The 12,790-nt window shown below is 38.9% G+C and carries 9 protein-coding genes; 8 read left to right on the forward strand and 1 reads right to left on the reverse strand.

The window, feature by feature from the left end; all coding sequences use genetic code 11:
• Window positions 1–5: 5 nt before the first annotated feature.
• The 8 genes from K2X50_05560 (at window position 6) to K2X50_05595 (ending at window position 12,192) form a co-directional block, all read left to right on the forward strand.
• The gene (locus K2X50_05560; protein MBX9586707.1) at window positions 6–608 is read left to right on the forward strand and encodes an NADH-quinone oxidoreductase subunit J; all 603 of its coding nucleotides are present in this window, start codon (window positions 6–8) and stop codon (window positions 606–608) included.
• Complete coding sequence (gene nuoK, locus K2X50_05565; protein ID MBX9586708.1) at window positions 609–914, forward strand: NADH-quinone oxidoreductase subunit NuoK; 306 nt, start codon at window positions 609–611, stop codon at window positions 912–914.
• Between the two features lie 6 nt (window positions 915–920).
• Window positions 921–2,888 (forward strand): NADH-quinone oxidoreductase subunit L, encoded by a 1,968-nt coding sequence (gene nuoL, locus K2X50_05570; protein ID MBX9586709.1) that lies wholly within the window; start codon window positions 921–923, stop codon window positions 2,886–2,888.
• Window positions 2,889–2,899: 11 nt separating this feature from the next.
• Window positions 2,900–4,417, forward strand: coding sequence for an NADH-quinone oxidoreductase subunit M (locus K2X50_05575; protein MBX9586710.1), 1,518 nt, complete (start codon window positions 2,900–2,902; stop codon window positions 4,415–4,417).
• Window positions 4,418–4,431: 14 nt separating this feature from the next.
• A complete protein-coding gene (gene nuoN / locus K2X50_05580; protein MBX9586711.1) occupies window positions 4,432–5,868 on the forward strand; it encodes an NADH-quinone oxidoreductase subunit NuoN in 1,437 nt (478 codons plus the stop codon).
• Between the two features lie 67 nt (window positions 5,869–5,935).
• A complete protein-coding gene (locus tag K2X50_05585) occupies window positions 5,936–6,460 on the forward strand; it encodes a superoxide dismutase family protein (protein ID MBX9586712.1) in 525 nt (174 codons plus the stop codon).
• Window positions 6,461–6,977: 517 nt separating this feature from the next.
• Complete coding sequence (locus K2X50_05590) at window positions 6,978–8,144, forward strand: beta-lactamase family protein (GenBank protein MBX9586713.1); 1,167 nt, start codon at window positions 6,978–6,980, stop codon at window positions 8,142–8,144.
• A gap of 991 nt (window positions 8,145–9,135) precedes the next feature.
• Window positions 9,136–12,192, forward strand: a complete 3,057-nt coding sequence (locus K2X50_05595) for an ATP-binding cassette domain-containing protein (GenBank protein ID MBX9586714.1) — start codon at window positions 9,136–9,138, stop codon at window positions 12,190–12,192.
• Between the two features lie 61 nt (window positions 12,193–12,253).
• On the opposite strand, the gene K2X50_05600 is transcribed toward K2X50_05595, so the two are convergent.
• Complete coding sequence (locus K2X50_05600; protein MBX9586715.1) at window positions 12,254–12,784, reverse strand: hypothetical protein; 531 nt, start codon at window positions 12,782–12,784, stop codon at window positions 12,254–12,256.
• Window positions 12,785–12,790 lie beyond the last annotated feature (6 nt).

Genomic DNA, 12,790 nt, shown 5'->3' on the forward strand with positions numbered 1-12,790 from the left:
CAGAGATGATTAATTTACCAGTACTTGTTTTTTATGCGTTTGCGTCATTGCTCGTGTTGTCGTCTGCGATGGTTATTATTTCGCGCAATCCTGTAAGAGGAGCGTTATTCCTCGTGTTGGCATTTTTTGCGAGCAGCGTGTTGTGGATGTTGATGGAAGCTGAATTTTTAGCGCTTGCTTTGATCTTTGTGTATGTAGGCGCTGTCATGACATTATTTCTATTCGTTGTCATGATGCTTAATTTGGATTTAGTGCCTTCGCGCGAAGGATTTGTCCGCTATTTACCTTTCGGTATTTTAGTGATGGTTTTATTTGTTTCAGTGATGATCATTGTTATCACACCGGAACATTTTAAATTAGGCTCGACGGGAGCAGTTGTCGCTCATCCAGAAGGTTATAGTAATGTGAAAGAAATTGGCGAGATATTGTATACGCAGTATTTTTACCCGTTTGAGCTTGCCGCAATATTATTATTAACGGCAATAATAGCTGCGATTACGTTAACCTTTAGAGGTCGTCAGCACTCGAGAGTCCAGCTTATTAAGAAGCAATTATCTGCAACGAAAGCAGATCGAATGTATTTGGTTGATCCAAAAGAGAGTAAATAGATGATTACCCTATCACATTATTTGATTGTTGGTGCAATTGTGTTTTCTCTGAGTCTTGCAGGGATAATATTGAATCGTAAAAATCTAATTGTACTATTTATGTGTGTAGAACTCATGTTGCTCGCAGTCAATATGAATTTTGTCGCCTTCTCTCAGTATCTGGGTGGTACGATGGGGCAAATCTTTGTCTTTTTTATTCTGACTGTGGCTGCTGCTGAATCAGCCATCGGTTTGGCAATTCTCGTAGTATTATATCGTAAGCGCGGCACTATTAATGTCGCAGAATTAGATACATTGAAGGGTTAATTTGTGATAACGACAGTACACAATCTTGCATTAATTGCTATTTTGGCTCCGCTAGTCGGAAGTTTAATCGCGGGATTATTTGGTAAAAAAATCGGTGTGAACAGTTCGCAATCGGTGACAATTGCAGGTATCGCAGTTTCATTTCTCTGCTCTTTGATTTTAGCAAAATCAATATTGATTGATCATGTTCAGCCGTTAAATGAAACAATCTATGTCTGGGGCACCAGTGGAAATTACACGCTATCAGTTGGTTTTTTGATTGATCAATTAAGCGTTTTAATGATGAACATTGTGACCTTTGTTTCGCTGTTGGTTCATATATATAGTATTGGCTATATGGAAGGTGATCCTGGCGTACAACGATTTTTTAGTTATATGTCGTTATTCACTTTTGGAATGCTTTCACTCGTGATGGCCAATAATTTCCTATTATTGTTTTTTGGTTGGGAAACGGTCGGATTAGTGTCATATCTTTTAATCGGTTTTTGGTTCAAAAAGGATTCGGCCGCTTTGGGAGGTTTCAAAGCCTTTATTGTGAATCGAGTGGGTGATTTCGGATTTTTATTGGGGATCGCTGTTATATTAAGTTATTTTGGCACCTTAGATTACGCAACAGTGTTTGCAGCAGCACCTAACTTCTTGAATTCAACATTATCAATCGTTTCTAATTATGAATGGTCTGCATTGACAGTAATTTGCTTGCTTTTATTTGTAGGTGCGATGGGTAAATCTGCTCAGTTACCATTACATATTTGGTTGCCCGAATCGATGGAAGGTCCTACACCTATTTCTGCGTTGATCCATGCGGCGACGATGGTGACAGCGGGTGTTTACATGGTGGCTAGAATGTCTCCGCTCTATAATCTCAGTCCAACCGCAATGTCTGTGGTGATGATAATCGGTGCTACAGGCGCTTTATCACTCGGATTATTAGCCGTCGTTGAAAATGATATTAAACGCGTGATTGCTTTTTCAACGATGTCACAATTAGGTTATATGATGGCTGCCAATGGTGCAGGTGCTTATGAAGCGGGCATTTTTCATTTAGCGACTCATGCGTGCTTTAAAGCACTATTATTCTTAGGGGCGGGTTCTGTCATTATTGCGATGCATCACGAACAAAATTTGCACAAGATGGGAAATTTACGAAAATATATGCCCATCACATATATTACTTTTTTAATTGGTACTCTCGCGATAACAGCAATCCCGCCATTCGCAGGATTTTTCTCAAAAGATACGATTATTGAAGCTGTTCGTGAATCACATGTGTCAGGTGCATTTTATGCGTATTGTTGTTTATTAATAGGTGCTTTTGTTACAGCCGTATATTCATTTCGTGCCCTCTTTTTAGCATTTCATACTTCTGAACGCATGGACGAAGAAACCCGTTCCCATTTACATGAAACGAAAGCGGTTATTACCGTGCCACTCATTATTCTTGCGATTGCTTCTGTGCTGTTGGGCGTGCTGATTGTGGGCCCCATGTTATTCACCCAGCCAAAGCTCATGGGGCAAACTATGTTGGTACCAGCTGGACTCGATGTGTTGGGAGAATTAGCGAAAGAGTATCATGGTGTGTTACCGATGATGCTGCACGGATTTTTAGGATTAACTTTCTGGTTTACGATGGCCGGGCTTGCGACAGCATGGATTTGTTATATTAAAAAACCTGAGTTACCTAAATTATTTGCAGAACGTTTTGCTACAGTGCGTTACGTACTTCTAAAACGCTACGGTTTTGATGCATTGAATCAGTTGGTATTTGTGCGTGGTACTAGAACACTAAGTAATTTTTTCTATTACTTTGCTGACGCAAAAGTGATCGATAGTTGGTTGGTCAATGGATCTGGTCGTGGAGTTCAACGCGTTGCTTCGCTGATTCGGCGAGTGCAATCCGGTTATTTATATCATTACGCGTTTTCCATGATTTTGGGCATTGTGGCTCTGTTACTTTGGGTTGTGTTGAGTTAGGTGATTAAAGAATGTTAACGAATTTACCTTTACTGAGTTTGCAAATCTGGCTTCCGACCTTATCGGCAGCTGTGGTTTTATTTTTAGGAAAAATCGGTTTTGAAAAACTAGGACGTATTCTAGCGATTGCGACTGTTTTTCTGTGCTTATTATTGTGTATTCCGTTGTATACAAATTTTGATACAACAACTTATGCGTATCAATTCCGGGAAACCTTATCGTGGATTCCGATGTTTGGAATTCAATATGATATTGGTGTAGATGGTATCGCGATGCCGTTAGTCATTTTAACCGTTTTTACTTCTCTGATTGTAATCTTAGCGTCGTGGAAAGCGATTCAAGATAAGGCTACTCAATATTTGGCGACATTTTTAGTGTTGCAAGCAATGACTGTTGGTGTGTTTGTTGCGATTGATGCGATGCTATTTTATGTGTTTTGGGAAGCAATGCTGATACCTATGTATTTAGCAATCGGAATTTGGGGAAGTCAAAATCGTTCCTACGCAGCAATAAAGTTTTTCTTGTATACATTTTTGGGTTCTGCACTGATGTTAATTGTCATGTTGTATTTAGGAATGCGTGCAGATAGTTTTTCAATACCAAGTTTTTATAGCTTACCGTTAACGATGATTCAACAAGTGCTCATATTCTTAGCGTTTTTATTAGCGTTTGCTGTAAAGGTGCCCATGTGGCCAGTGCATACATGGTTGCCTGATGCGCATACCGAAGCACCTGCAGGTGGATCTGTTATTTTGGCAGCCTTAATGTTGAAAGTGGGCGGTTACGGATTTTTCCGATTCAGTATGCCAATCACCCCTGATGCATCGAATACATTGAGCTGGTTAATGATTGGGCTTTCTCTAATTGCGATTGTTTATATTGGTCTGATCGCATTGGCGCAAACTGATATGAAACGATTAATTGCCTACTCTTCGGTTGCTCATATGGGATTCGTGACACTGGGCTGCTTTATGATTTATATGATTGTGAAAGCCACGGGGAATCATCAAGATGCGTTTATGGGACTTGAAGGTGCCATGGTTCAAATGATTTCGCACGGATTTGGTTCTGGTGCACTCTTCCTTGGATTCGGTATGTTATATGATCGGATGCATACTCGTGAAATTGCTAAGTTCGGTGGTATTGCGAACACTATGCCAGTTTTTGCTGCGCTGTTTATGGTGTTTGCAATGTCGAATGTAGGTTTACCTGGCACGAGTGGTTTCGTCGGTGAATTTATGGTGATTTTAAGCGCTTTCAAAGCGAATTTCTGGATTGCGATTGCTGCAGGATTGACGTTAATTATTGGGGCTAGCTATACATTGTGGATGTATAAACGAGTTTTTTATGGTGAAGTGATTAGTAATGACGTTGCAACATTAAAGGATGTGTCGTGGTTAGAGTGGAGTGTATTAATGATGCTCGTAATCGCAATTTTTGTCATTGGTTTTTATCCTGAATCATTATTGCGCGTGATGCATTCATCCATTGATCATTTAGTGCAATTAAGTTTACAAAGTAAGTTATAAAGAGGTTAATGAGTATGTCCTATGACATTCCAAATTTAGTTCCTGCATTTCCAGAAATGATTGTTTTTTCATTAGGTACCTTGGCATTACTCGTCCAAGCATTTTGGGGGCAGAAACGTCCAATCATTACCTATGCTGCTGTGCAATTAACGATTTTAATCGCGGCTGTTTTTACACTGGGATTCATTAACGAACCCACGATGCTAACATTTGATAACACGTTTATTCTTGATAAATTTGCCGTAATTCTGAAACTATTTATTGAACTCTCAGTGTTTCTGTGCTTTTTTTATTCGCGAGTATATCTCGCTGATAATGATATGCCGCGGGGTGAATATTATATTTTAGGCTTATTTGCGATGTTGGGAATGATGGTGTTAGTGTCCTCACATCATTTTTTAACCTTATATTTAGGCGTCGAATTAATGTCGCTTCCAGTCTACGCAATGGTGGCAATGAAGCGTGAATCAGGTATGGCAGCTGAAGCGGCGATGAAATATTTTATCATTGGTGCTATGGCAAGCGGGATGCTTTTATATGGTATCTCCATGATTTATGGTGCCACAAATAATTTAGACTTTTCTCTGGTTGCGTCTGCTATTGCTAATACTGCGCCAGAACAACAACTCATTTTAATATTTGGTTTAGCGTTTGTGATGGTAGGCATTGCCTTTAAATTAGGCGCAGTGCCTTTTCATATGTGGTTACCTGATGTGTACGAAGGCGCCCCAAATGCAGTTACACTATTTATAGCAAGTGCACCAAAAATAGCTGCATTAGGGATGGTGATACGATTATTAGTCGATGCAATGCCTTCTCTGCATATTCAGTGGCAGCAAGATTTAATTGCAATCGCGGTGCTTTCTATGGCATTGGGTAATTTCGCAGCAATTGTTCAAGCGAATATCAAAAGAATGTTAGCGTATTCGTCGATTGCCCATATGGGATACATGATATTGGGTGTGATTGCAGCCAATAATCAAGGCTATGCTGCTTCTACTTTTTATATTATCACCTATTCATTAATGACATTAGGTTCATTCGGATTATTGGTGTTAATGAGTAGAGCGGGATATGAAGTGGAAAATATCGCTGATTTTAAAGGATTAAACAATCGTAATCCTTGGTTAGCTTTTATCATGTTAATCATGATGTTTTCAATGGCAGGTGTTCCTCCGCTAGTAGGATTTTGGGCTAAAGTTGGCGTGTTAAAAGCATTAATTCAAGTCGATTTAGTCTGGTTAGCCGCTTTGGCATTATTATTCGCAATTGTAGGCGCTTATTATTATATTCGTGTTGTGAAAGTGATGTACTTTGAAGAACCAGACTCTGAAAAAGCATATGCGATACCAAAAGATATGCAGATTGCTTTAACTATCAATGGCCTGGCCGTTTTGGTTTTAGGTTTGTTTCCTGGGTGGTTGTTTGAGTTGTGCAAATCAGCGTTTTGATTAATTAATCTTGCTTGTGCGATTAAAGCCTATGCTTTCTCTTCAAAATTAACAGGAGACTCTAGTGATGAAACTTACGCAATGGATTGTTTTTAGTGCTTCTTTGATGATAGCAATTGTTTCATATGCAGATGTAAAAATTTCTGTACCCATGAGTTTTACTGTGGAAAAAGGAGTAGGTAAGTCAGTAGGATTTGTAGAAATTTCCCCTACTAAAAATGGATTATTATTTACACCACATTTAAAAGGATTGACGCCAGGATTACATGGATTTCATATTCATGAATTTGATAGTTGCCAAAATAATGGTACGGCAGCGGGTGGGCATTTTGATCCGAATAAAACAGGTAAGCATCTTGGGCCCGATAATGAGAATGGTCATTTAGGTGATCTGCCTGTTTTAACAGTAGATGCCAAAGGTGAAGCGACCACGCCAGTTCTTGCTCCTCGAATTAAACATATTGAAGACATCAGACATCGATCTCTAATGATTCATGAAGGTGGAGATAATTATTCTGACGAGCCTGCCAAATCGGGTGGCGGTGGTGGCAGAATGGTGTGTGGTGTTATTACTCAATCAGCATCGAAGTAGTGTAACGCTTGTAGTTATCAAGTTGAAAGTGCTAAATATAAGATTAAAAATTTGACAGCTTCTTACAGATACCGAGTTTATTTAAAACACGAGTTTTAAAAAATGAAAAGGAGTCAGATAGACCGTAATCCTTTCAGTTATTTGGGATTGCAAGATGCATTTTATGTAGGGACCATTTCTTAATCGAAAAAGAATCTGGCAGGAGAAAGTTGACAGTCTCAACATTAGCTGACTGTGAGTGACTAGAGAAAATCGGTAATTTATGCATCAAGTTTGAACAGCTACAGATTTTGACGGACGTCATTTCAATGAAGTTGCGTATTTTTGTGCTATTAGGGTATCAGCTTGGTAGGCCCTGTGTATTACCTGGAAATATTCTACAGGCGACTTCATGATTTTATAGTATGATAATCAGGCAGACGCTATACTGCCTGTGGTTAATGTTTTATCTTGTTGCTTACAGTCTAATAACTTCAGATGCGAAGTTTGGTAATAATTAGCAGGAGGGTCTCTGTTTATGTTTTGGAGATGTCATTTTTATGCTGTTGTAATTGGTGCATTCTACTTCACTGTTGCATCTGCAAATTCGATAGATGATCGAGTGAATGAGGTGCTGACATTACATTATAATGCTTATAGGGACAAAGAGTATTTTTCAGGTATCGCTCTTTCTATTTATATCCCAAAACGAGGAATAAGAAGCTATTATATCGGCAGATGTGGACATGATAAGAATAGTAAAAAAATCGATTCGAATACTTTATTTGAAATTGGAAGCATCACAAAATCATTTACATCAGCTATACTTTTGCAGTTGGAAAAAGAAAAAAAAGTTGATTTGAATCAAAATTTGAAACGCCTACTCCCGGAATACACAAAGTGGTCAGGTATTTCGCTTGCTTCTTTATTGAATATGACCAGTGGTATACCGAATTACACAAGCTCGGTGGCTTTCAATGCCGAAGCATATTACGATGGGGGGCATGTTTGGACTAATCAGGAGATAATTTCGTATGCTTACCCGCCCGGTAATTTTTCACCACCTTTAATGCACGGATATAACTACAATAATACAGGTTATATTTTGACTTCAATGATAATAGAAAGAGTGACGAAAAATTCTTTCAAGAGTGAAATTGAAAGCCGCCTTTTTAAGCATGCGGAATTGTCTAATACTTTTTATCCAGTACCGACAATGCCCAAGGAAGTTGCAAATCGCTTGGCACATGGTTATCAGTACAACCCTTACGGCAACGTAAAAACTCTTGGTGAAGACACAAGTAGGAATAATCTTTCCTCAGCAGGTGCTTCTGGAGCGATAATATCTAATACGGTTGATATCATCAATTGGCACAAAGCATTGATGATAGATAATAATCTTCTAGATGCCAAACAGAAAGCAAAACTAACACAGCTTGTTTCAACTGCTACTGGTAAGCCAATCGATAAGACATCGAAAAATGATTCATCTGCCTATGGGCTAGGAGTCTTTCAGGGTTTTGATAAGATGCTGGGTCGCTACTGGTCTTATGAGGGAAAGATGGAGGGATTTCGCGCATTGTATATTTATGTCCCTGCTAGTGGAATTATCATCTCAGCTGCATTTAATAGTGCTGTTGATGAACAGAACGACAGGGCGGAATTATTAGTGAAGAATGTGTACAAGATAATTGAGAAATACTAATACTGCCACTGATGATCAGAAGCATTGATCATTAATATTTAATGCTGCAACCTTTTTTTGTAAGATATTATGGTGTGTTCTGATGCGATGTTTTTATTGATTAGGGCAGGACTGTACAAATAGCCAGTGTTATGATATTTAACTCCAGATACCCCAGAATATATATTGGGTAACAAGTGTTAGTTCTGATTTAATGCGTTTCTGGTATGCGTAACAAGGAGTGTATTCTGTGTACGATTACGAAGAATGGGAGAGTCGGCGTAGTGAAGAGGTCACCGGCTACGATTTTTATAATTGGCTAAAGTCTTTCTTTGGTTCAATAACGCTACTTGATTTCAAACAGACCTGGGGCTTCTTTCAAAAAGCACAGATTATAGTATTTGATGTGGTTCTTGGAGGGCTTGGACAACCCGTTGCTAGAGTCGCAAGTGCTATCTTAGCTGCAGATCTTATTTCTACTATTGTTGGGCAACCGACGTTGCTTAAAGATGTGTTTAATTTAACACCTACGGCAGTTACAATAGCAGTTGGTTATATGGTAGCAAATTCGTATTTTTATCTAATTCCTCATCTCAGATATTACATGACGTATAAAGTTCGAGAAACGGCTTTGCGCAAGTTTGGGGAGCGGTATGCTCGACATTTAATCGCTTTAGATAACGAAGTAATACTGCATGAACGTAGCATTCTTGTTGGAAACATATCACGAATTCCCTATGCGAGTCTTTTTTATGATGCTGTTGTTGGTCAGTTATGGCCAGGGTTAGCAGAGATTTTCATTGGGATGGGCGGTTTGGCGTTGTATTATGCGCGCGGTTCCAATGGTAGCCCAGTCTTTTGCTTAGTATGGGGAGGAGGTGGCCTTTTATATATCTTTGGTGGCTATGCCATTAATAGTCTTTTGCTTAATAAGCAAACAGTGATCACTCAGACCATAAATTATAACAATCTAATTGAAAAACTATCCACCATACCAGATTATCACAGTACAATGCTGACTCTCAACAAAGAGGCTCTACAAGGGAGAGTAGCTTTTTCTGCCATTGGCTCGTGTTCTCATGAGCAGGAAATTTTATTTCAAAGGTTAGCAACAGCAAAACTCATTACCAATTCTGTCCCAGTCTTGGTGGTTATTGTATTTCTCAGCGTAAAAATTATCGCTAAATCTGAAGCCTCCCCCTCGGGTGTCCTAACGATCAGCGATCTAAATGATATTTTATTGGTGCTTACATATATATTCCCATACTTCTCTCAGCTTAGTTTGACATTGACCTCAATGAATGAAGTATATCAGTATAAAATAATATTAAAAAATTTAAATAACGCAATCAGAGAGTATCTTGATAGGTTTGCATCAAACGAATTGAGTCCAAAAGATGTCCGAAATAGCACTAACACCCAGTATGTTGATCAATTGTTTTCTGAGGATGATAGGTCTCTGCTTATGCACTTTAAGGCAAATGAATTTGCTTACAAGCTGAAACCTCAGAGTATTGTGCTTCATGATGCTACACTAGATGTCTCTCCTGGCAAAATATATACCTCTGTTGGATTCAGTGGTGCAGGAAAAAGTACCATTTTCAATATTTTATTAGGGCTCTCAAAAATTCATCCAGATTTTAAGCAGAAGTTAACGATTACACTGAATGGTCTCGATTTTTTTGCGCTCCAAGACAATTCTCCTTCATTACTTACGGATTATGTTGGATATTTGCCTCAGCATGTCCAGATATTTCATGACAAGTCTTTACGTTATAATGTGTGTTATGGAGACCCAGGTATCTCTGATGATCAGTTTCAGGTGCTTGAGGAAATTGAGCTAATTTCACGGGCATTGCAAATCTATAATGATATTACAGTGTATTTCGCGAATCCGAATAATGATGCCGTTGTTAAGCTAAAATGCTTAGAAATGGCAAGCTATCAAAACTCGCCGCTTAATTGTACCCGCACTTCCAATAGCCATAATGAACAAGAGGCTACAGAATTTCGCAGTAATAAGATTAAGAAACTGTATGATAAATTATTTCTTCAGCAAGGTGAATTAAGGAAAAGCTGTGCGGATAGAACAACAGAGGTGAGTGTATATAAATCTTCGATCAAAGGAATGCTAATAACAGTCAAAAAATTAATGTTCTTTTTGGACCTTTATTTTGAACGTTCACAGCGTCTTGTGGAAAAAGAAGAAACAAAGGAATACATTCAAATGGTTCGTGCTGATCTCTTGAGATTGCTCTATTATTATGAGCATCTAAGTGAACAAAAAGTTGAAACTTACAGAACCAGAAAAGCTAACCTAGAAACTGACTTTAGGCCTTATCATGAGAAATTTTTAGAAGCGGTTAAATCTGCAGAATTAACTTCGCTCTCAGATAAACTTGGTTTAACATCACCTATAGGTCAGGAAGTCTCAGGGGGAGAGCGGCAGCGTATTGGGATTGCTCGACTATTTATGAAAGAAAATGCAAGGCTTTATTTATTAGATGAACCAACAGCAGCTTTGGATGCATATGTTGCATACAAGGTTGTGGATACTTTTATTAAGATGTTGAGTAATAGGAAGGGATGTGCAGCTGTAGTGATAACTCACAACATGATGGTGGCAAAAATGCTCTCTGAAACAACTCAGGGCAGCATTTTTGTATTTGGTAAAGATTTGTACCAAGCTCCCGGAATGGAAAAGAAACCCGTGGGCACAATTATTGAGGAAGGATTGCATTCATACTTAGGAGGAGAGCTGGATGATGATTTGGGGGGGGCTTTTAGAGACGGAGTTTACAGGGATTTGTTTTGGTATTATGCAGGCTATGAGCCAAGTGATAAGGGAGAGCGAATTGAGGCGTATCGTGATGGCAAACCTGTAAGGGCAGCATCCTGGCTTGACAAAAAAACTTTGCCACAAATATTATCAATGAAGGGCAATCCCACAATTGGAGATGGAAACTGCTTTTTTCATGCGTGTCTCGGTTCCCCTAATTCTAAAGGTGTATATCAATATGCTGATGCTGCCAAAGTACGTGAACATTGGTATAACGTTCTGACAAAATTCAAATCGCTGAATGATAATAATATGCCACTCGTGCTTAAGGATTGTCTTGAGAAAATGTTTTCAATTTATCTTGATGATCCTTCCAAAATGCCACAGTTGAATGTTAGTTCGGTGATTCAGCTGAGAACAAAGACTATAAGTGAGTTGGAAAAAGCTTCTTCGCTGATATCTAGCGAGATAGATCTGATGTATGATGGGATAGCTACTCTCGACAAGGCTTACCAGCCATTATTTTGCACAATGATGAAAGATTTCTATGATAGCCCAGGATTAACCAAAGACAAGAAGCATTTTGCTGAGATTATTGCTATACGTGAGCTGCTTTCTTCTAATCCAGGCCCGAAAGATTTTTGGGCGAAGCGAAATGAAATTTTAAATATTCTTAATGAAGTGTGCATTCGAGATAAGTTGTTTGAGTTGGCGCCAAAATATATTGGCTTAATAAAGCAAACCGCTAGCACTGAGATGTACGATGTTCAGGCAATAAGAAACAAATTTTTCCATAATATAATTGTATTCGACATTTATGCAAAAGCGGTTCTTGAGCCTAGTTACTTTGTTTTTCTCGATGAAGTAAATTTATTTTCTTCCATGTTTGGACTTCAAATTACGGTTCGATACAACGATTCAAAAACTGGTAATTTAGCTGAGTTAAAGCTAGAGCCATCAAATAATCTGCCAGTCGAATTTCGTTTCAAACACAATCTATCGCGCGTTTCGGTATGCATCGAGTTAGTCGGTCAGCATTTCCAGCATGTTAGTGATGTTGTTGCGAAGACTCCGTCTGCTCAACCTACAGCGACGTCTGGGGCAGTCCCGCTGGGAAATTCAATGTTTGCATTCACGGCAGCTCCTGGTGGTCAAAGTAATGCAGCTAAGTCTCCTCGGGCATCTCCAAGACCTACGAAATTTAATCTGCCTACGAGCGTTCCTCCTAAGTCGCCAGAAAAGGACCCATCTGGTCAATCTGGTAGTAACAACTTGAGGCTCAGCAAATAAGCAGACAAATGAAATACTAATGGTATGTTGTGTTCGGGTGCTCAGTAGCTTATTATATTGTTTAGATGTTAGCTAAGATATAGTCAATATGATTTATGTCACCGAGCAAACATCTTTTTACATAAGCATTCATCTGAAAAGTGATATTCAGGCCATGAGAGGTCGAAATTAATGATTTTTCTAGATCAATGCTAATAAATTGCTCTGAATTTCCTGGTAAAAGCAGAGCTGAAATATCATTGTTTTCAACACAAATTAATGGAAATTGGTTACGCGCTGCATTGTTAGAGAATATTTCTGCGAAGCTGCTCGCAATCACAGCAGTAACTTTAGCTTCCTTGAGTGCCCAAATGGCTTGTTCCCTTGAAGAGCCACAACCGAAGTTACTTTGAGAGATCATGACGTATTCATTTTTGGCGTTGACATCCCCAACAATTTTTTGACGAACAAAACCTAGCTGTTCAAATACTCCTTTGAGATAGCCATCTTTTTCAATTGAGGTAATATGTTGTGCTGGGATGATCAAGTCGGTGTCGATATTGTCAAATGGTGCATAAAGCGCAAAACCAGTAATTTGGGTAGATGGGCTCATGATTTT

The sequence above is a fragment of the Gammaproteobacteria bacterium genome (assembly GCA_019748175.1).
Lineage (GTDB): Bacteria > Pseudomonadota > Gammaproteobacteria > JAIEPX01 > JAIEPX01 > JAIEPX01.

Bases quoted from the DNA above. Each gene is read 5' to 3' on its own strand.
- K2X50_05600 (MBX9586715.1), bottom strand. From the start codon at position 12,784: ATGAGCCCATCTACCCAAATTACTGGTTTTGCGCTTTATGCACCATTT.
- K2X50_05560 (MBX9586707.1), top strand. From the start codon at position 6: ATGATTAATTTACCAGTACTTGTTTTTTATGCGTTTGCGTCATTGCTC.
- K2X50_05575 (MBX9586710.1), top strand. From the start codon at position 2,900: ATGTTAACGAATTTACCTTTACTGAGTTTGCAAATCTGGCTTCCGACC.
- K2X50_05585 (MBX9586712.1), top strand. From the start codon at position 5,936: ATGAAACTTACGCAATGGATTGTTTTTAGTGCTTCTTTGATGATAGCA.
- K2X50_05595 (MBX9586714.1), top strand. From the start codon at position 9,136: ATGCTGACTCTCAACAAAGAGGCTCTACAAGGGAGAGTAGCTTTTTCT.
- K2X50_05590 (MBX9586713.1), top strand. From the start codon at position 6,978: ATGTTTTGGAGATGTCATTTTTATGCTGTTGTAATTGGTGCATTCTAC.
- nuoK (MBX9586708.1), top strand. From the start codon at position 609: ATGATTACCCTATCACATTATTTGATTGTTGGTGCAATTGTGTTTTCT.
- nuoN (MBX9586711.1), top strand. From the start codon at position 4,432: ATGTCCTATGACATTCCAAATTTAGTTCCTGCATTTCCAGAAATGATT.